Below are 19,117 nucleotides of genomic sequence, written 5' to 3'. Positions count from 1 at the left end.
GCCCTTCCTCAGCCCTGCTTGGGCTGGACGATCTGGCCGCGCAGGGTGTCCAGCAGGGCCGCGCTGTCGGAGACGGAGAGTCGGGTGAACACCCCGGTGGCGATGCTGCCGTGGTCGACGGAGGTGCAGACCACCACGTCGGTGGCGGCGGACCGGCCGACCGCACAGCGTTCGTGCCGGCCCCGCACGCCGGTCTTCACCGTCTCGGCGGCATCCAGCGCGTAGCGCTCGGTGAGTCGGCTGATCTCCGCGTCCGCGTCCGCCTCGGGGGTCAGCCGGATGCCGGTGCCGCCGAAGACGGTCACCCGCTTGCCGTCCGCGGTGGCGTAGACGCCGGCGAAGGTGTCCTCGGCCAGCCAGTGCTCCTGGCGTACCTCCTTCTCCAACTGTTGGGCGGTCTCGGCGCTGCCGTCGTCCTGGCGCAGGCTCAGGTCGGCCACCTGCTCGGGCAGCGCCGCCCGGGCGGGGTACTGCGCCGAGATCGGGAACCCGTAGTAGGCCGGGCAGCCGCAGCAGCAGGCCAGGGTGAGCAGCAGCAGCCACGGCCAGCGGCGTCGCCGGCGGACCGGGACCGGCACGTACCCCTTGGGCGCCTGCCAGCCCGGGGGCGGCGTCACCGGTGGTGGCGCGGCGGATCGCCGGCCCCGGCGCTGCTTCGGCGGCGCGGGCGGTGACACCGGCCGGGCCGGTGCCGTGGGTCGGGCCGGCAGGGCGGGCCGGGCCGCCGGCGGCGGGGGCGGTGGTGGGACGGCGGGTGACGACACCGGGTGCGGGCCCACCGGGGGAGCGGGCGGACCGGACCACTGCCGGGTCGCCGGCGGCGCCGGGTAGGGCAGTGTCGGCGGCAGCGGGGGCAGCTCGGCGTGCGGCAGGTCCCAGCCGCTGGTGTCCACGCCGGCCCACGGGTCGACCGGGGTCCGGTGCTCCGGCGGCTCGTCGGGCAGGGGCGGCGGCGGGGTCGGCTCGGCCGACTCGCCCCAGGTCCGCCTGCGCGGAAGAGGGGGCGGCACCGGCGCGGATCCACTCCATCGGGGCGCGGGGACCGCGGCGGTGGCAGCGGATCCGGCCGCCGTGGCGGGGGAGTCGGCCGCGGTGGCGGGCGAATCGACCGCGGTGGCCGGCAGGTCGACCGCCGTGTCGGTAGGGGATTCGGCCGCGCCGGTGGGTGCGGTTCGGTCGGTCGGGCGCGGTTCGTCCGCCCGACCGGGGCCGTCCGCGTCACCGGCCACGTCGGAACCGCCTGCCTGGTCGGTCGGCGGCTCCGGCTGGTCCGGTGGTTGCGGGCGGCGCGGTGCTTCCGGCTCGTCCGAGGGGTCCGGCTGGTTCGGCGGTACGGGTCGGGAGGTCGGCTCGTCGGCGACCGCCGGATCGCGGTCCGGCTCCGTGCCCGGGGTGCTCCCGTCGGCCGGACGGCCTGCTCCCGGCTGGGGCTCCGGCATCGCGGCAATCTCCTCTCGCGCCGGTCCGAGGTTAGTACCGCGCCGCCACCGTCGCCGACCGGGCGGCGCGGCGGGGCGGCGCTCACCGCCATCGGCGGCGTGCGCGCGGTCACCGCCGGGTGGGCGCGTACCCTTGGGCATCATGAGTGCCCCGTCCACGACGCCGCGCGCGGCCGCGACCAATTCCGTCTGGCCTCGGCTGGAGCCGCTGCTCCCGCAGGTCTCCAAGCCCATCCAGTACGTGGGTGGTGAGCTGGGTGCGGTGGTCAAGGACTGGGACGCGGCGACCGTGCGCTGGGCACTGATGTATCCCGACGCGTACGAGGTGGGCCTGCCCAACCAGGGCGTGCAGATCCTCTACGAGGTGCTCAACGAGCTGCCCGACACCCTCGCCGAGCGGACGTACGCGGTCTGGCCGGACCTGGAGAACCTGATGCGCACGCACGGCGTGCCGCAGTTCACCGTCGACGCGCACCGGCCGGTGCGCGACTTCGACGTGTTCGGCATCTCCTTCTCCACCGAGCTGGGCTACACCAACCTGCTCACCGCGATCGACCTGGCCGGCATTCCGATGCTGGCCGCCGACCGCACGGACGCCGACCCGGTGATCGTGGCCGGTGGGCACGCCGCGTTCAACCCGGAGCCGATCGCCGACTTCATCGACGCCGCCGTGCTCGGCGACGGCGAGGAGGCGGTCCTGGAGATCACCGCGATCGTCCGGGAGTGGAAGGCGGAGGGTTCCCCGGGTGGCCGCGACGAGCTGCTGCTGCGGTTGGCCCGCACCGAGAGCGTCTACGTGCCGCGCTTCTACGACGTGGACTACCTCCCGGACGGGCGGATCCAGCGGGTCGTGCCGAACCGGGCGGACGTGCCGTTCCGGGTGCACAAGCGCACGACGATGGACCTGGACGCCTGGCCGTACCCGAAGAAGCCCCTCGTCCCGCTGGCCGAGACGGTGCACGAGCGGTACGCGGTGGAGATCTTCCGGGGCTGCACCCGGGGTTGCCGGTTCTGCCAGGCGGGCATGATCACCCGGCCGGTGCGCGAGCGGTCGATCACCACGGTCGGGCAGATGGTGCGCGAGGGGCTGGAGTTCTCCGGCTTCTCCGAGGTGGGCCTGCTGTCGCTCTCCTCGGCCGACCACTCCGAGATCGGTGACATGTGCTCCGGCCTGGCCGAGCAGTACGAGGGCACCAACGTCTCGCTGTCGCTGCCGTCGACCCGGGTGGACGCGTTCAACATCGACCTCGCGCAGGAGCTGTCCCGCAACGGGCGGCGTACCGGCCTGACGTTCGCCCCCGAGGGCGGGTCGGAGCGGATCCGCAAGGTCATCAACAAGATGGTGTCGAAGGAAGACCTGATCCGCACCGTCGTGACCGCGTACACCAACGGCTGGCGGCAGGTGAAGCTCTACTTCATGTGCGGCCTGCCCACCGAGACCGACGCCGACGTCCTGGAGATCGCGGACATGGCGCACGAGGTGATCAAGGCCGGTCGGGCCGCCACCGGCTCCAAGGACATCCGCTGCACGGTCTCCATCGGCGGGTTCGTGCCCAAGCCGCACACCCCGTTCCAGTGGGCTCCGATGGAGCGCCCGGAGGTCATCGACCACCGGCTCAAGATTCTTAAGCAGGCGATCAACTCGGACCGCTCGCTGGGCCGGGCGATCGGCTACCGCTACCACGACGGTGAGCCGTCGCTGATCGAGGGGCTGCTCTCCCGGGGTGACCGCCGGGTCGGCTCGGTGATCCGCAGGGTGTGGGAGAACGGCGGCCGGTTCGACGGTTGGAGCGAGCACTTCTCGTACCAGCGCTGGGTGGACGCGGCGGCCGAGACGCTGCCGGCGTTCGGGGTGGACCTCGACTGGTACACCACCCGGCAGCGCGACGAGCTGGAGGTCCTGCCCTGGGACCACCTGGACTCGGGCCTGGACAAGGACTGGCTCTGGCAGGACTGGCAGGATTCGCTCAGCGAGTTCGAGCAGGACGACTGCCGGTGGACCCCGTGCTTCGACTGCGGCGTCTGCCCCTCGATGGACACCGAGATCCAGATCGGCCCCACCGGCAAGAAGCTCCTGCCGCTCACCCCCATCAAGGGCCTCAAAACCCCCACCGCCTGACCCGGCCCCATCCGGCCCCACCCGGTCGCCCGCGTTGATCATGAAGTTGTTGCCGGCCGTACGGCGTGTCGCCGACAATAACTTCATGATCAACGGGTGCTGAGTTCCGAGGAGCGAGACGATCAGTAAGAAACCACAGCCGGAGGGTGGGCAGGCGCCGGTCGTCCAGCGCGTCCGCATCCGGTACGCCAAGCGCGGGCCGCTGCGGTTCACCTCGCACCGGGACTTCGCCCGGGCCTTCGAGCGGGCATTGCGCCGGGCCGGCGTGCCGATCGCCTTCTCCCAGGGCTTCACCCCGCACCCGAAGATCTCCTACGCCAGTGCCGCACCCACCGGGGTGGCCAGCGAGGCGGAGTACCTGGAGATCGGCCTCCAGGCGCCGGTCGACCCGGAGGCGCTGCGGGCCGCGCTGGACGCCGCGCTCTCGCCCGGGCTGGACGTGCTGGACGCCGTGATCGCCAACGGGGGCAGCCTGCCGGACCGGATCGAGGCGTCGCACTGGCACATCGAGATGCCCGAGGTCGACCCCGCCGTGCTGCGCGCCGCCGTGGACGCCTTCACCGCCGCCGACGAGGTGCTGGTCGAGCGGATGACCAAGCAGGGCCGACGTACCTTCGACGCCCGCGCGGCCGTGATATCGATCGATGTCCTCGCGTCGACGCCGACGCCTTCCGGGGCGCCGGCCGTACCGTGTGCGATACTCGAACTGGTCGTGCGGCAGGTCACCCCGTCCGTACGGCCCGATGACGTCCTTTCCGGCCTCCGCGTGGTGGCCGACCTGGAGCCGCCGGTCTCGCCGAGGGTGACCCGGCTGGCTCAGGGCACGCTGACCGCGCAGGGTGCGATCGTGGATCCGTTGGATGCGGACCGCGACGGGGCAGCCATCGTTGGGCACTGACCGACGGTCAGTGCTCTGGCAGGCAGACTTCGGCGGTCGCGCACCACGCGCGCCCGGCGGAAACACTTTTGCGGCGACCCTGCGTGGCAGCGCTCACCCGCGCCCGGGGCAGCCAGAACTGGAGAACGTCCATGCTCGAGAACGAGCCCGAGGGCGGCGAACGGACCGGTTCACAGCCGGCCGGCGAAACCGCTGACCAGAGCACCACCACCGCCGACGGCGCCGCCGTCGCGAACCCCACCACCGCTGCCGGATCGGCCGCGCTGGAATCGGCCGGCGCGGAGAGCGCCGAGCCCGCCGCGCCCGTGCGGCGTACCCGGGCGACCCGCCGTCGGGCCGCCCCGCTCGACCAACCGGAGCAGACCGAAGCCCCGGTCGAGGCGCCCACCGGCGGTGCCGGCGGCGACGAGCCGCCGCAGGCGGAGGTCTTCGCCCCGGTCTCCGGCGACCTGGACACCCCTCCGAAGGCCCCCCGGCGCCGCCGCAAGGCCACCCCCGTGGAGAAGACCGCCGAGGAGCCGCTCGTCGCGGCCTCCGCCGAGGAGGCCTCTCCCGAGGTGGTCCCCCCGGTCAAGGTGACCCGTACCCGGCGCAAGAAGGCCACGCCGGCCGCCGTCGAGGAGCCCCCCGCCGTCGAGGAGCCCGCCGCTGTCGAGGAGCCGGTCGCCGAGACGCCGGCCGAGTCCGACCTGCGCGAGGCGGAAGCCGAACTGAACGAGGCGGACCTCGCCGCGGGCGGGACCGCCGCCGAACCGGCCCGGACCAGCGGCGCGCAGGAGCGCTCCGGCGAGGTGCCGCCGGGCGTGGCCGTGGCCGGTCTGGCCAACGAGCCGATCGAGCCGGCCGAGACCATCGAGCCGGAGCAGCCGCGCACCCGCCGCCGGCGGGCGGCGCTCTCCGCGCCCACCGTGCTGTTCATGGCTCCACAGCCCGACGCCGTGCCGGTGACCCGGCCGGTGGAGCCCACTCCGTTCGCCGAGGAGCCGGCTGCGGAGGAGGCCGCCGAGCCGTCCCGCCGGCGGCGGCGCGGTCGCCGCGAGGCCGAGCCGGTGGAGCCGGTCGAGGCGATCGAGGCCGAGGAGGAGCCGACCGAGGAGGCCGAGGAGGCCGCCGAGGCGGATGAGGACGAGGACAGCGCCGCCGCGCGCCGCCGCCGCCGGCGTGGTCGCCGTGGCCGTGGCCGGGGCAAGGGCGGTGCCGACGACGCCGAGGACGAGGAGTCCGACGAGGCCGCGCAGGCCGAGGAGGAAGAGACCGCCGAGGCCGAGGCTGAGGCCGAGGGCGACGAGGACGAGGAGTCCGAGGGCGGGGACGGGCTGACCCGCCGCCGCCGGCGTCGCCGCCGCCGGGGTGCCGGCGACACGGAGGGTGCCGCCGACGACGGCGTGCCGACCGTGGTCAAGATCCGCGAGCCGCGCCGGACCGTCGACGAGGTGCAAGGCGTGTCCGGTTCGACCCGGCTGGAGGCCAAGCGCCAGCGCCGCCGGGACGGCCGGGAGCAGCGGCGTACCCGGCCGCCGATCCTCAGCGAGTCGGAGTTCCTGGCCCGCCGGGAGGCGGTCGACCGGGTGATGGCCGTGCGTCAGCGCGGTGACCGTACGCAGATCGCCGTCCTGGAGGACGGCGTGCTGGTCGAGCACTACGTGACCCGCAACTCCTCCGGCACCATGGCCGGCAACGTGTACCTGGGCAAGGTGCAGAACGTGCTGCCCAGCATGGAGGCGGCGTTCGTGGACGTCGGCCGGGGCCGCAACGCGGTGCTGTACGCCGGCGAGGTCAACTGGGACACCTCCGGCCTGGAGGGGCGCGCCCGCTCGATCGAGCAGGCGCTGCGCTCCGGCGACTCGGTGCTGGTCCAGGTCACCAAGGACCCGATCGGGCACAAGGGCGCCCGGCTGACCAGCCACATCGCGCTCTCCGGCCGGCACCTGGTCTACGTGCCCAACGGCAACGCCTCCGGGATCAGCCGGAAGCTGCCGGACACCGAGCGCAAGCGGCTCCGCGACGTGCTCAAGAAGCTCGTTCCGGACGGCGCGGGCGTGATCGTCCGGACGGCCGCCGAGGGCGCCAGCGAGGACGAGCTGGCCCGCGACGTCAAGCGCCTCCAGGCCCAGTGGGAGGACATCCAGGCCAAGGCCGCCGAGGGCGGTGCGCCGGTGCTCCTCTACGAGGAGCCCGACCTGGTCATCCGGGTGGTCCGGGACCTCTTCAACGAGGACTTCCGCGAGCTGGTGATCGAAGGCGAGCAGTCGTACGACATGGTCGAGTCGTACCTGTCGCACGTGTCCCCGGACCTGGTCGACCGGGTGCGCAGGCACGTCGGCACGAGTGACGTGTTCTCCGAGTACCGGATCGACGAGCAGATCATCAAGGGCCTGGACCGCAAGGTCTTCCTGCCCTCCGGTGGCTCGCTGGTGATCGACCGTACCGAGGCCATGACGGTCGTCGACGTCAACACCGGCAAGTACACCGGCTCCGGGGGCAACCTGGAGGAGACGGTCACCCGTAACAACCTGGAAGCGGCGGAGGAGATCGTCCGCCAGCTCCGGCTGCGCGACATCGGCGGCATCGTGGTGATCGACTTCATCGACATGGTGCTGGAGTCGAACCGTGAGCTGGTGCTGCGCCGGCTCACCGAGTGCCTGGGCCGGGACCGGACCAAGCACCAGGTCACCGAGATCACCTCGCTCGGCCTGGTGCAGATGACCCGTAAGCGGATCGGCGCGGGCCTGCTCGAGGCGTTCAGCGAGACCTGCGAGTGCTGCAAGGGTCGGGGCGTCATCATCCACACCGAGCCGGTGCCGGAGAAGGCACGCTCCAACGGGGCGGCGGAGAAGGTCAAGGCGGTCGCCTCGTCGGTCGCCGCCGCCCCGCCCGCCGAGCAGGGCAGCGCGTCGTCCCGCCGTCGGGCGCGCAAGAGCGCCTCGGCCGAGAAGGCGGTGGTCGAGGTCGTCGAGAGCGACACCAGCACCGAACCGGACGCCGACTACGTGGACACGATGGGTTACGACCTGTCCCGCTACGAGGCGGACACCGCCGCCGCGCCGGCGGTCTCCGACAGCCAGCAGGGCGAGTCGGCCCGGCTGGCCGCCGCGGACGACCCGGACGCTCTCGCCGACGGCGACGCCGACGAGGAGAGCACCGAGGGCGGCGCGGGCCGGCGCCGTTCCCGCAGGGCCGGCGCCCGCCGACGGACCCGCCCCTGACCACCTGACCGGCACGGTGTTTGACGAGGTCCCTTCCCCGGCAAAGTGACGGGGGAGGGACCTCGCCGGTCCGGCCACCCCCGGTCCGCGATCGGCCACCCCCGGTCAGGAGAAGAACATGCGTCGTCTGCTCGCCGTCACCGCGCTGGTCGCCGCGCTCTCCGCCGGGGCGGGTTGCTCCACCGACCGACCCGGCGGCGAGGGACCGGGCCCGGCCGGCGCGACCAGCGGGGGTTCCGGCCCGGCCGCCGGGCCCGGGGGCGCCCCGGGCGGGTCGACCGGTACGCCGACGGGGCCGGCCGGCACGCCGGTGGGTGGTGGCGCGGCGGGCGGCAACACCGCGCAGGTCTGCGCCGCCGCGCAGCGGGCCGGCGCCACCGCGCTCCAGACGTACGTGGCGGAGCTGGGCCGGATGATCGCCGCGGTGGGCGCCGGGGACAGCACCACCGCCGAGGCCGCCCGCAAGCAGGCAGAGGCCGCGTTGACCGGCTGGCGGACCGCGCTGCGGGAGCAGTCGGCCCCGGCCACCGACCCGCAGCTCAAGACGTTGCTCACCGACATCGGCACCGAGGTCGCCGCGCTCGGCGCCGACGTCGAGTCGATCGACGAGACCGAGCTGGACCGGCTCCAGCAGCGCCTCGACCAGCTCTGCGCGCGCTGACCAGGGCGGGCCGGTTTGGGGTACGGGCCTGCGATGGCGTACTCTTGCCTGCGGCGCACTTTTGGTGTGCCGAGTTCCCGTGTGCCCGCGCCGCCGTGCACTGCTACCCGGCGAGCCGCCGCGGGGACGACCGCCAGCAGCCTCAACGACAGGGAGTCCGCCTCCGATGTACGCGATCGTCAAGACCGGCGGCAAGCAGTACAAGGTCGCCGAGGGCGACGTGATCGAGGTCGAGAAGCTCACCGGTGCTCCCGGTGACGCGGTGAAGCTCACCGCGGTGCTCCTCGTCGACGGTGACGACCTGGTGACCGACGCGGCGAAGCTTGCCGAGGTCGCGGTGTCCGGCGAGATTGCCGCGCACACCAAGGGCCCGAAGATCAAGATCCACAAGTTCAAGAACAAGACCGGCTACCACAAGCGCCAGGGTCACCGCCAGCCGCTGACCCAGGTCAAGGTGACCGGCATCTCCAGCGGGAAGTAGGTCGTCCTCCAATGGCTCACAAAAAGGGTGCGTCCAGCTCGCGTAACGGCCGTGACTCCGCGGCCCAGCGACTCGGCGTGAAGCGCTTCGGTGGTCAGGTTGTCAGCGCCGGTGAGATCCTCATCCGGCAGCGTGGCACCAAGTTCCACCCCGGTGACCTGGTCGGCCGTGGCGGCGACGACACGCTGTTCGCGCTGTCCGCCGGTGCGGTCCTGTTCGGCACCAAGCGCGGTCGCAAGACCGTCAGCATCGTTCCGCAGCAGTAGCTTTCGGGCTTTGCGGGCCGCGGACCTCCGGGTCCCGGCCCGCTTCGCTTTTTTCGCAGTGCGGGGTCGGACCTCGCTGGAAGGATTGACGTCGTGGCGACGTTCGTTGACCGGGTCGTTCTGCATCTGCAGGCCGGCGATGGCGGGCACGGTTGTGCCTCGATCCACCGCGAGAAGTTCAAGCCCTTCGGTGGGCCGGACGGCGGCAACGGCGGGCACGGCGGCAGCGTGTCCCTGGTGGTCGACCCGCAGGTGACCACGCTGCTCGACTTCCACTTCCGCCCGCACGTCAAGGCCGACAGCGGCAAGGGTGGCGCGGGGTCGAACCGGGACGGGGCCAACGGTCACGACCTGGTGCTCAAGGTACCCAACGGCACCGTGGTGCAGACCCTCGACGGCACCGTGCTGGCCGACATGGTCGGCGCCGGCACCACCTTCGAGGTGGCCCGCGGCGGGCGTGGCGGGCGGGGTAACGCCTCGCTGGCCAACGCCAAGCGCAAGGCTCCCGGCTTCGCCGAGCTGGGTGAGCCCGGCGACCAGCTGGACGTGGTGCTGGAGCTCAAGAGCGTCGCCGACGTGGGCCTGGTGGGCTTCCCGTCGGCCGGCAAGTCGTCGCTGATCTCGGTGATCTCCGCCGCCAAGCCCAAGATCGCCGACTACCCGTTCACCACCCTGGTGCCCAACCTCGGCGTGGTCCGGGTGGACAACCACACCTTCACCGTCGCCGACGTGCCGGGCCTGATCCCCGGCGCGGCCACCGGCAAGGGGCTGGGTCTGGAGTTCCTGCGGCACATCGAGCGCTGCGCCGTGCTGGTGCACGTCATCGACTCGGCGACGCTGGAGCCGGGCCGCGACCCGGTCGCCGACATCGAGACCATCGAGGCCGAGCTGAACGAGTACGGCGGTCTGGCCGACCGGCCGCGGCTGGTGGCCGTGAACAAGGTCGACGTGCCGGACGGCCGCGACCTCGCCGAGATCGTGCGCCCCGACCTGGAGGAGCGCGGCTACCGGGTGTTCGAGGTCTCCGCGGCCACCCGGGAGGGGCTCAAGGAGCTCACCTACGCGATGGCCGAGCTGGTCGACGCGCAGCGCAAGGCCGCGCCGCCGGCCGAGCCGACGCGGATCGTGATCCGGCCGACGGCCGTGGACGACGAGGGCTTCACCATCACGGCCGAGACCGACGGCTCGTTCACCGTCCGGGGCGTCCGGCCGGAGCGGTGGGTCAAGCAGACCAACTTCGACAACGACGAGGCGGTCGGCTACCTGGCCGACCGGCTGGCCCGGCTCGGGGTGGAGGACAAGCTGGCCAAGGCCGGCGCGCAGCCCGGCGACCTGGTCCGGATCGGTGAGCGCGAGTTCGACTGGCAGCCGACGCTCTACGCCGGCGTGGAGTTCACGCCCGGCAACCGGGGCACCGACGTCCGGCTGGAGGCGAGGTCGAACCGGGCGCGTGCGGCGGAACGGCTCGCCGCCCGCAAGGCTCGCCGGGTGCGCTCCGGGGACGAGGTGGGTGCCGACGCGTCCGACGACATCGTCGACATCGGCGACGAGGACGACGCCGAATAGCCCGTCGCGCTCCGTGATCGGGTTGATTGCCGGAAACCTCCGCGAAATCCACCCCGCCTAACGTGGGGTGATGCTGATCGAGTCTCGGCCCGCCACCGATCCGGAGATCGCCGCCCTGGTCATCGCGCAGCAGCGTGAGCTGCGCGAGGCCGACGGCGGGTTGGACGGGCAGGTCACCGTCACCCATGACGACATCCGCTACCTCGCGGTGGTGGTGAACGGCCGGGCGGTCGCCTGCGGTGGGCTCCAGTCGATCGACGCCGCCACCGGCGAGGTCAAGCGGATGTACGTCCGGCCGGCGTACCGGGGTCGGGGCATCGCCCGCCAGTTGCTGGCCGCGCTGGAGGAGCTGGCGTTCCGGCAGGGGCACTCGGTGGTCTGCCTGGAGACCGGCACCTACCTGCCGGCCGCGATCGGGCTGTACACCGCGTGCGGCTACGACCCGATCCCGGTCTATGGCGAGTACGTGCACAACCCGTACAGCGTCTGTTTCGCCAAGCGGCTGCCGGTCGCGGCCTGACGGCCCTCGCCACCGCGCACGGCGGTGCCGGCGCTCAGGCGCCGGTGCTGGCGTGCGCGACGGTGACCGGCTTCGACTCCGGCGAGGCGTGCTGACGCAGGACGATGCTCAGCACGATCAGGGCGCCGACCGCGAGGAACTCGCTCTGCCAGTTCTGCATGGACTGGAACCAGAAGTCGCTGGTGCCCAGGAAGTCCCACACCCCGATCGGCGGCGCCCCGCTCTGCAACGCCTGCTCCTGGTTGTACGCGGCGGTGCCACCGAGAAGGTGGCCGACGAACGAGCCCAGGAAGATCAGCAGCAGCGCGATGGAGAGGCTGTTGCGGTAGACGACCAGCGGCAGGCCGCCGACGCGTACCGGCCAGGGCGACTGCGGGGTGGCCCGGCGCTCGTCGTCCTCCGGCCGGTCGGTCTGCTCCACCGGCTTCGACTCGGCCGAACCCCGCTGCACCAGGTGCGCGGTGAGCAGCACGTAGCCGCCCATCTGGAGGAACTCCGACTCCCAGTTCTCGAAGACCGCCTCCGCGAAGTGCCCACTGGTCAGGTAGGCCGGCCAGCTCAGCGGCGCCACGCCGAACTCGGTCAGCTCCTCGTTGTGGGTCTGCCACCCGAAGACGCTCTGCAACACCAGGAAGACCAGGAACGCGCCGAGCATGGCGACGGTCAGCGCGTTGTCGCGCAGCCAACGGGGCATGTCACACCTCTTTCGCGAATCGCCCCTGGCATACCCACGCCGGGATGACCGCCAAACCGCTGGTGCGCCAGGTCAGGGCCGCTCGAGCGGAGTGTCGAGGCGTCCGCCGGTGCCAGCCTGGTTGGAGAGCAGCAGCCCGAGCGCGAGCATGCCGAAGCCGAGTGCCAGGTGCAGCCAGTTGTCGGCGGCGTTGACCGGCAGGATGTTCACCCCGCCCTCCTCGTCGATGGCCTCGACCGCCAGGCCGTACAGCCAGAGGGCCAGGTAGCTGGCACCCCCGCCGGCCAGGAAGAGCCGGGACCCGCCGACGCTACGGGCCAGCACCAGGCCGGCCAACCCGTACAGCAGGTGCAGCGCGTTGTGCAGGATCGAGATCTGGAACAGCCCGAGCAGCCGGGCGCCCGAGTGGTGCCCGGCGAACCGCAGCTCGCCGTAGTCGGTGGTGACGCCGGGGATGAAGCCGAGGATGCCGATCAGCAGGAAGACCCCGGCCACGATCAGCGCGGCCACCTGCACCCGGGGCCGAGGGCCGGTCGGTCGGCCGCCTCGCGCGCCTCGTGCCATCGCTGCCCCCTCCGTGGATCTGCCGGCCCCGCGAACCTCGCTGTCCGCGGCGGCGACGTGACGCAGCCCGACGATCCTCCATTTTGAAGTCGATCCCACCGACCGCGCAGAGAAATGCACGAAGAGGCATGGAAGGGGAAACGGAGGGTAGGTGAATCGTCAGCGGCCGCGGTAGCGCGGTCGCATCCCCCCAGCACAACCGCGACGACTTTCCGAGCGGAAGGGAAATCATGACTTACGATCTGTCACCCACGTCTTCCACGTACGGGCAGGAGTCGACCAACGGCGGAGGCGTCCGCGAGCAAGCCCGCCAGGTCGGATCGGAGGCCGCGCACGCCGGTGGCGCGGTCGCGCAGACCGCCAAGGAGCAGGGCACCGAGGTTGGCCGTGAGGCGGCCCGGCAGGCCCGCAACCTCTACGGCGTGGCGCGCAGCCAGCTCGCCAGCCAGACCGGCGAGCAGCAGCGCCGCGCGGCCGGCGGGCTGCGTTCGCTCGCCGACGAGATGCGCTCGATGGCCGAGCAGGGTGGCCAGGCCGGCCCGGTGAGTGAGCTGGCCCGTCAGGCCGCCGACCGGGTGCACGGCGTGGCCGGCTGGCTCGAGGAGCGCGAGCCCGGCGACCTGATCACCGAGGTACGCGACTACGCGCGGCGCAACCCGGGCACCTTCCTGGTCGGCGCGGCGGTGCTCGGCGTGCTGGCCGGCCGCCTGACCCGCAGCATCTCCGCCGCCGGCGACGACTCCGGCAGTGGTTCCCCGAGCTACCGCGGCGCCGGGGCGTACGACCCGGACCAGACCGCGGTGATTCCGACGCCGCCGCCGGCGCCCCGCGCGGTGCCGGACCCCGTGCCGACGGGTGGCTACCTCGACCCGACGCCCGGCACGTACGCCGAGCCGACCTCCGGCGGGTACGTCGAGCCGACCGGCACCGGCCAGCCGCTGCCGCCGGTGAGCCAGACCGACCCGCTGCCGGGCGTGCCGTCCAGCGGCAACACCCGCCCGTGAGCCACCGAGTCATCCGAAGGGAGGCGACGGCATGACCATGCCGACGCAGGGGTCCGGACTGGACTCCGGTTACCACCCCGACGCGGGTGCCCCGCACACCGCGGCGGAGGTGAAGGGCAGCTCGCTGGGTGAGCTGATGCGCCAGGTCACCAGTGACCTGTCGACGCTGATGCGCCAGGAGGTCGAGCTGGCCAAGGCCGAGATCCGCCAGGAGGGCAGGAAGGCCGGCAAGGCCGCCGGGCTCTTCGGCGGCGCCGGCTTCGGCGGCTACATGGTGGCGCTCTTCCTGTCGCTGGCCCTCTGGGCCGGGCTGTCCAACGTCATGGACGCCGGCTGGGCCGCGTTGATCGTGGCCGTCATCTGGGCCGTGATCGGCGCGGTCCTCTACTCCATGGCCAAGAAGAACGCCCAGCACGTACGCGGCCTCAAGCAGACCAACGACAGCGTGCAGCGGATCCCCGACGCGCTCAAGCCCCACCCGGAGGGAGTCACCCGATGAGCACCGATCCCGACCAGATCCGCCGGGAGATCGAAGCCACCCGCAACAGCCTGAGCTCCGACGTGGACGCGCTGGCGTACAAGGTCAGCCCGAGTCGGATCGTCGACGACCGTAAGCAGCGGGCGCGTTCCGCGCTGCAGAATGTGAGGGACAAGGTCATGGGAACCGCGTCTGACCTCGGCCACGGCACCGGCCACGCCGCCCACTCGGTGGGCGACCGCGCCTCGTCGGCGGCCTCCAGCGTCAGCGACGCCGCGCACTCGGCGGCCTCCACCGTCAGCGACGCCGCCCACAGCGCGCCGCGGGTGATCCGGCAGAAGTCCGAGGGCAACCCGCTGGCGGCCGGCCTGATCGCGTTCGGCGTCGGCTGGCTCGCCTCGTCGCTGATCCCGGCCAGCCGCCGGGAACAGCAGGCCGCGACCCAGATCAGGGAGAAGGCCAGCGAGCACAGCGGGGTGGTGAAGGAGAAGCTGAGCGAGGTGGCCAGCGACCTGAAGGACGAGCTGCGCGAACCGGCCCAGCACGCCGCCGAGTCGGTGAAGTCCACCGCCCAGGGCGCCGTGGACGCCGTCAAGGACGACACGAAGTCGGCCGCGCAGGACGTCAAAGACCAGACCCAGCAGTCCCGCCAGCAGGTCAGCCCCTGACCGCACCCCGCGCACCATCCCCGACAGCTCGCGGCCACCTCGGTGTCCGCGAGCTGTCGCGTTGACAGTGGGACCGCAGCGTGCGGGTCGAGTGGGCGGCCCGACGCAGGCGGGTGTCGCCGTAGCGGACTCCTCCGAGCAGGAACCGCTGACCGACCGCGAGCCAACCGCACACGCCGCGTTCCAGCAGCCAGAGCGGGGCCGCCAGCGCGGTGCTCGGCGGGAAGACCGTGTCGCCTCCGGCGCGGCGGCGGCCCAGCTCGGCCAGGGCGACGGTGCCGGCCGCCGCGCCGAGCAGCAGCCCGGGCCGGCGGGCCGCGACCGCCGTCGCCAGCGCGGGCAGGACCGCGAGTGAGGTCAGCAGGCGGGCCGGCTGGGCCAGATCGTCGTACGCCTGGCGGACCCGTTGGCCGCGGAAGTGCGCGGCGTCCGGCGGCAGTCGGCGTACGTAGAGCCAGGCCGGCGCGGCCTCGGTGCCGCCGTACGCCCGCACGGTGCGGATCAGTTCCAGGTTCTCGAAGAGCACGTCCGGGTCGTACCCGTCCATGCCGAGGAAGGCGCTGCGGCGCACCGCCAGGGTGCCCGGGTAGTCCGCCCCGAGCGCCCTGTTGAGCAGCGTCCGACCGGTGTCCCACCAGGCGTGCCAGGGCAGCGGTGCGAAGTAGTTCTGCGGCCGGACCAGATCCACCCGGCCGAGCAGCTGGTGCACCGCGCGGAGCCCGGCCTCGTCGTACCGGACGTCGTCGTCGGCGATCACCACGTGTTCGTGGCCGGCCGCGCGGACGCCGGTGAGCACCCCGGTCACCTTGCCGTTCAGCCCACGCAGGGTGGGGTCGGGTGGGAGGTGCCGGCGGATCAGCCCGCGCCACGCCGCGGCGTGCCGGGCGAGGACGTCCGGTGGGGAGCCGTCGACCACGATCACCTCGACGCGGCCGCCCAGCCAGCGCAGGTAGTCGGTCAGCTCGGCCAGGTCGGTGTCGACGGTCCAGCGCAGCGGCAGCACGTACGCCATCGGCAGTGGGGGTGGCGTCGTACCGTCCCGGCCGCGGCCGGGGTCACCTGCGGCGCGCGGGGTGCGCGGGGCCTCGCCGAGGTGCGGGTCGTCGGGTCCGCCGGCCCGGCGGGTCGGCGCGCTCACGCCTCCACCGGCCGGCGGTGCGGCGGCAGGTGGCCGCCTCGGTGCACGGGCCGGCCGTGTTCGCCGGTGTCGAAGGGCAACGGTGCCTCCCGGACAGGTGGTGAACGGCCGCCGGGTGCACGGCCGCCCGCAGCACGTGCCCGCGATCGGGCCGGTCAAACCGGTACGTCGTTTCGACGGACCGAGTCCGGGTAGCGCTGCCGGTATGGGCTGTCCGTCCCCGGACGCCCGGGTGGAGGAGGCGAGATGACCAGCAAGGGAACGACGTGGGCCCTGCTCGGCGTCACCGCGGCGACCGCGGTCGGCGTCGGGCGGGCGGTGGCCCGCCGTCGACACCGGCACCAGCCCGAACGGGAGCACGGCTGGTACGTGGTGCGCCGCGGGGTGACCGTGGACCGGCCCCGGGACGCGGTGATCGGGTTCTGGACCGACCGGGAGCGGCTGGACCGGGCGCTGGCCGAGTGGGCCACCCTGGAACAGCTCGACGATCGGCGCTGGCGGTGTGTCACCCGTGATCCGGGCGGCGGTGACACCGGATGGCGGGCGGAGATCACCGTGGACGGGCCGGGCACGCTGCGCTGGCGGGTCGAGGACGACCCGGTGCCGCAGGAGGGGCGGATCGAGCTGACCGATGCCCCGCAGGGTCGGGGCACCGAGATTCGTGCCGAGCTGCGCTACCGCTCCAGTCGGTTGCGCCGGGTGGTCGGCCTGGCCGGCGGCCACGATCCGGACCTGGCTCTGCGGGACGCGCTGCGCCGGGTGAAGTCGCTGATCGAGTGCGGCCAGGTGATCGACACCCGGAGCGAACCGTCCGGCCGGAGCCCGGCCCAGGAGAAGGCGACCGACCGGATGCGGGAGAAGCTGATGACGGGAGGACGGGCGTGAGGGCGCTCTGTTGGGAAGGCGTCGGCAAGCTGGCGGTCCGGGACGTGCCGGAGCCCCAGATCCGCGCCGAGGGGGACATCCTCGTCCGGGTCCGGGCCAGCAGCGTCTGCGGCTCGGACCTCCATCTGATCAACGGGTACCTGCCGGCGATGCGGGAGGGCGACATCCTCGGCCACGAGTTCATGGGCGAGGTGGTGGAGACCGGGCCGGGCGTACGGCGGCACCGGGTCGGCGACCGGGTGGTGGTCGGTTCGGTGGTCGCCTGCGGTGGCTGCTGGTACTGCCGGACCGAGCAGTACTCGCTGTGCGACAACTCCAACCCGCAGCCGGTGTTCACCGAGAAGCTGTGGGGGCACTCGCCGGCCGGCATCCTGGGCTACTCGCACGCGGCGGGCGGCTACGCCGGCTCGCACGCCGAGTACATCCGGGTGCCGTTCGGCGACGTCGGCGCGTTCGCGGTGCCCGACGGGGTGCCGGACGACTCGGTGGTGTTCGCCTCCGACGCGATGCCCACCGGCTGGATGGCCGCGGACTTCTGCGGGCTGACCGGCGGCGAGGTGGTCGCCGTCTGGGGTGCCGGCGGGGTCGGTCAGATGGCGGCCCGGTCGGCGCAACTCCTCGGCGCCGAGCGGGTCATCATGATCGACCGATTTCCCGACCGGTTGGCCACGGCGGCCGACCGGGTCGGCGTCGAGACGATCAACTACGCGGACACCGACGTGCTGGAGGCGCTGCGCGAGATGACCGCCGGGCGCGGGCCGGACGCCTGCATCGAGGCGGTGGGCATGGAGTCGCACGACGTCGGGCCGACCTACGCATACGACCGGGTGAAGCAGTCGGCGCGGTTGCAGACCGATCGACCCACGTCGGTCCGCCAGGCGATCATGGCCTGCCGCAAGGGCGGCACGGTGAGCATCGTCGGCGTGTACGCCGGTCTGATCGACAAGTTCCCGCTCGGCGCGGCGATGAACAAGGCCCTGGTGCTGCGGATGGGGCAGATGCACGCGCAGCGCTACATCCCGATGCTGCTCGACCGGATCGCCGCCGGTGAGATCGACCCCGGCTACCTGGCCACCCATCCGCTCCCGCTGGAGCAGGGCGCGCTCGGCTACGAGCTGTTCGAGAAGAAGCAGGACGGCTGCCTCCGCAGCGTCCTGCACCCTTGACCCCTGACCGCACCCCGCCCCGCCGATCATCAGCACGGTCGGCGGGGCGGTGAGTCAGGCGGTGCGGCGGATGTTGGTGAGGGTGAGGCCGCTGGGGGGTAGTGCGGGCATCCGGCGCAGGTCCAGGGCCAGGTCCTGCGGCGGGACCTCGTAGCGCATGACGCTGGTCAGGTTGGTGACCGCCCGTTTCATCAGGTCGATGGTGATCCACTCGCCGGCGCAGCGGTGCCCGGTCCAGTGGTCGCCACCGCCCTGCGGGATCAGTTGGAACGCGTCCACGGGACGGCCGGCGAACCGCTGCGGGCGGAACAGCTCCGGCTCGGACCAGAGCGCGGGGTGATGGTTGGTGCCGTACAGGTCGAGGAGCACCCGCCGCCCTCGCGGGAAGTGGTGGCCCTGCCAGTCGAAGGAGCGCCGGACCTGGGCCGCGGCGGCCGGAAAGAACGGGTAGTACCGGCGTACCTCCTGGACGAACTGCTCGGTGGCCTCGTCGTCGTCGCGGACCCGTTGCCGCCAGGCGGGATGGTCGTGCAGGGCGAGCGCGGCGAAGACGATGAACCGGTCCACGGCGACCGTCGGCCGCAGCACGTTGAGCAGCTCGACCGCGGCGATCCGCCGGGGGAGCAGCCGGCCCCGCGCGTCCCGGTGCTCGGCGATCACCTGCAGCGCGCTGCCGGCGGGAGCCGGGGAAATGCCGGTCCGCGTCCGCTCGATGAGGTCGGCGATCCAGCGTTCGGCCCGGCGGCGGGCGAGCAGGCCCCGCCAGTGCCGGGGGCCGACCATCGCCGGAGCTTCGATCATGGCGTGCAGCTCGACGCTACGGCGGTCGACCTGTGACGCGGCCAGTGGTACCCCGGCCCAGGCGCAGACCACCCGGGTCAGCAGCCGGCCCAGCTCGTCGTAGAGCGTCACCGGCGCGGCGCCCTCCCAGGCCGGAATCCGGGCCTGCCACTCGTCGTCGAAGAGCTGGCCGAGCTGCCGGATGGCGGCCGGCGTCATGATCGACATGAGCATCGCCTTGCGGTCCCGGTGCTCCGGCCCGTCCAGCCCCTGTACGCCGCCCCGGCCGATCAGGGTCCGCTGGACCCGCAGCGGCATCGCCTCCCGCCGCTGGAAGCGCTCGGCGTCGTAGAACAGCGTCGCGGCCGGCCGGCCGCGCAGGCAGATGGTCGGGGCCAGCAGGATCCGGGTCTGGAAGACGTCGCTGCCGTACCGGTCGCAGCGCTCGCCGATGAACCGGTAGCCGGCGCGGAGGAACGCGAGCGTGCTGTCCGGGCTGCGGTCGGCCGGCATGGTCGCCATCGGGTCTCCTCACGTGCGGGTGCCGGCCGGTCTGCTCGGCCGGGTGCGTCTACCCGGGTCGG

Annotated in this window: 18 protein-coding genes; 13 read left to right on the top strand and 5 right to left on the bottom strand. The window is 73.0% G+C overall.

Features of this window, described 5'->3' with window-relative positions:
- Positions 1 to 8: 8 nt before the first annotated feature.
- Positions 9 to 1,439 carry a hypothetical protein gene (locus BUS84_RS40020; RefSeq protein ID WP_244298616.1) on the bottom strand — a complete coding sequence of 477 codons (1,431 nt, stop codon included), beginning with the start codon at positions 1,437 to 1,439 and terminating at the stop codon, positions 9 to 11.
- 142 nt (positions 1,440 to 1,581) lie between these two features.
- On the opposite strand from BUS84_RS40020, the gene BUS84_RS16940 reads away from it, so the two are divergent.
- From BUS84_RS16940 to BUS84_RS16905, 8 genes are all read left to right on the top strand, one after another.
- Positions 1,582 to 3,558, top strand: coding sequence for a TIGR03960 family B12-binding radical SAM protein (locus tag BUS84_RS16940; RefSeq protein ID WP_074313750.1), 1,977 nt, complete (start codon positions 1,582 to 1,584; stop codon positions 3,556 to 3,558).
- Between the two features lie 178 nt (positions 3,559 to 3,736).
- Positions 3,737 to 4,456 (top strand): TIGR03936 family radical SAM-associated protein, encoded by a 720-nt coding sequence (locus BUS84_RS16935; protein WP_074313748.1) that lies wholly within the window; start codon positions 3,737 to 3,739, stop codon positions 4,454 to 4,456.
- Between the two features lie 131 nt (positions 4,457 to 4,587).
- Positions 4,588 to 7,662 carry an Rne/Rng family ribonuclease gene (locus BUS84_RS16930; protein WP_074313746.1) on the top strand — a complete coding sequence of 1,025 codons (3,075 nt, stop codon included), beginning with the start codon at positions 4,588 to 4,590 and terminating at the stop codon, positions 7,660 to 7,662.
- A gap of 118 nt (positions 7,663 to 7,780) precedes the next feature.
- Complete coding sequence (locus BUS84_RS16925) at positions 7,781 to 8,323, top strand: hypothetical protein (RefSeq protein ID WP_074313744.1); 543 nt, start codon at positions 7,781 to 7,783, stop codon at positions 8,321 to 8,323.
- 166 nt (positions 8,324 to 8,489) lie between these two features.
- Entirely contained in the window at positions 8,490 to 8,804 is a 315-nt protein-coding gene (rplU, locus tag BUS84_RS16920) for a 50S ribosomal protein L21 (RefSeq protein WP_074313742.1), read from the top strand.
- Between the two features lie 11 nt (positions 8,805 to 8,815).
- Positions 8,816 to 9,070 carry a 50S ribosomal protein L27 gene (gene rpmA / locus BUS84_RS16915; RefSeq protein ID WP_074313740.1) on the top strand — a complete coding sequence of 85 codons (255 nt, stop codon included), beginning with the start codon at positions 8,816 to 8,818 and terminating at the stop codon, positions 9,068 to 9,070.
- Between the two features lie 93 nt (positions 9,071 to 9,163).
- Entirely contained in the window at positions 9,164 to 10,636 is a 1,473-nt protein-coding gene (gene obgE / locus BUS84_RS16910) for a GTPase ObgE (RefSeq protein WP_074313734.1), read from the top strand.
- Between the two features lie 70 nt (positions 10,637 to 10,706).
- Positions 10,707 to 11,156 carry a GNAT family N-acetyltransferase gene (locus BUS84_RS16905; protein WP_074318866.1) on the top strand — a complete coding sequence of 150 codons (450 nt, stop codon included), beginning with the start codon at positions 10,707 to 10,709 and terminating at the stop codon, positions 11,154 to 11,156.
- A gap of 34 nt (positions 11,157 to 11,190) precedes the next feature.
- On the opposite strand, the gene BUS84_RS16900 is transcribed toward BUS84_RS16905, so the two are convergent.
- The gene (locus BUS84_RS16900) at positions 11,191 to 11,850 is read right to left on the bottom strand and encodes a DUF6766 family protein (RefSeq protein ID WP_074313732.1); all 660 of its coding nucleotides are present in this window, start codon (positions 11,848 to 11,850) and stop codon (positions 11,191 to 11,193) included.
- A gap of 72 nt (positions 11,851 to 11,922) precedes the next feature.
- Positions 11,923 to 12,414, bottom strand: a complete 492-nt coding sequence (locus tag BUS84_RS16895; protein ID WP_074313730.1) for a DUF4383 domain-containing protein — start codon at positions 12,412 to 12,414, stop codon at positions 11,923 to 11,925.
- 230 nt (positions 12,415 to 12,644) lie between these two features.
- On the opposite strand from BUS84_RS16895, the gene BUS84_RS16890 reads away from it, so the two are divergent.
- From BUS84_RS16890 to BUS84_RS16880, 3 genes are read left to right on the top strand one after another with little or no spacing between them, the layout of a single operon-like run.
- Complete coding sequence (locus BUS84_RS16890; protein ID WP_074313728.1) at positions 12,645 to 13,418, top strand: hypothetical protein; 774 nt, start codon at positions 12,645 to 12,647, stop codon at positions 13,416 to 13,418.
- A gap of 31 nt (positions 13,419 to 13,449) precedes the next feature.
- On the top strand, positions 13,450 to 13,917 hold the full coding sequence (locus tag BUS84_RS16885) for a phage holin family protein (RefSeq protein WP_074313726.1): 468 nt from the start codon (positions 13,450 to 13,452) through the stop codon (positions 13,915 to 13,917).
- A complete protein-coding gene (locus BUS84_RS16880) occupies positions 13,914 to 14,564 on the top strand; it encodes a DUF3618 domain-containing protein (RefSeq protein ID WP_074313725.1) in 651 nt (216 codons plus the stop codon). The genes BUS84_RS16885 and BUS84_RS16880 overlap by 4 nt, the downstream gene beginning before the upstream one ends.
- On the opposite strand, the gene BUS84_RS16875 is transcribed toward BUS84_RS16880, so the two are convergent.
- A complete protein-coding gene (locus BUS84_RS16875) occupies positions 14,554 to 15,702 on the bottom strand; it encodes a glycosyltransferase family 2 protein (RefSeq protein WP_244298614.1) in 1,149 nt (382 codons plus the stop codon). The genes BUS84_RS16880 and BUS84_RS16875 overlap by 11 nt on opposite strands.
- A 246-nt stretch (positions 15,703 to 15,948) precedes the next feature.
- Between BUS84_RS16875 and BUS84_RS16870 the strand changes: the two genes are divergently transcribed.
- The gene (locus BUS84_RS16870; protein ID WP_074313722.1) at positions 15,949 to 16,587 is read left to right on the top strand and encodes an SRPBCC family protein; all 639 of its coding nucleotides are present in this window, start codon (positions 15,949 to 15,951) and stop codon (positions 16,585 to 16,587) included.
- Positions 16,584 to 17,753, top strand: coding sequence for a zinc-dependent alcohol dehydrogenase (locus BUS84_RS16865; RefSeq protein WP_074313721.1), 1,170 nt, complete (start codon positions 16,584 to 16,586; stop codon positions 17,751 to 17,753). The genes BUS84_RS16870 and BUS84_RS16865 overlap by 4 nt, the downstream gene beginning before the upstream one ends.
- Before the next feature lie 54 nt (positions 17,754 to 17,807).
- On the opposite strand, the gene BUS84_RS16860 is transcribed toward BUS84_RS16865, so the two are convergent.
- Entirely contained in the window at positions 17,808 to 19,055 is a 1,248-nt protein-coding gene (locus BUS84_RS16860; protein ID WP_074313719.1) for a cytochrome P450, read from the bottom strand.
- Positions 19,056 to 19,117 lie beyond the last annotated feature (62 nt).

The sequence above is a fragment of the Micromonospora cremea genome (assembly GCF_900143515.1).
In the GTDB taxonomy this organism is placed as follows: domain Bacteria; phylum Actinomycetota; class Actinomycetes; order Mycobacteriales; family Micromonosporaceae; genus Micromonospora; species Micromonospora cremea.
This window is presented reverse-complemented; position numbering and strand designations above follow the sequence as displayed.